Annotated in this window: 1 protein-coding gene; it reads left to right on the plus strand. The window is 68.4% G+C overall.

All coding sequences use genetic code 11. From position 1 onward, the window contains the following. Window positions 1–434: TraB/GumN family protein (locus AC2JF9_RS09530; protein WP_500727296.1), on the plus strand; the 434-nt coding region annotated here is incomplete at both ends.

Here is a 434-nt window from a genome sequence, read left to right on the forward strand (position 1 = left end):
GTATCCGCCGGGCACGACGCTTTCCAGCAAGCTGCCGGCCGACGTGAAGGAGAAGCTGGCCGCGCAGTTCGGCGCCCAGGGCATGGCGGCGCTCGATCCGATGGAGCCGTGGCTGGTCATGATGACGCTGAGCGCGCTGGAGGCGCAGAAGCTCGGCCTCGACCCCAGCAAGGGCGCGGACACCGTCCTCACCCGGGCGGCGCGCGAGCGCGGCATGACGATCGGCGAGCTGGAAGGCGCCGAGCAGCAGCTCAGGTTGTTCGATTCGATGCCCGAGGAGCAGCAGATCAAGGCGCTCGGCGAGACGCTGGAGGAGCTGGACAAGATCGGCGAGCTGTTCCCGAAGATGCTCGCCGCCTGGGCGAGCGGCGACGAGGACGGCCTCGTCGAGGTGATGGAGATCGGCGAGGATCCGGAGCTCCACAAGTGGATGT

It is taken from the genome of Lactobacillus sp. C449L (assembly GCF_059900815.1).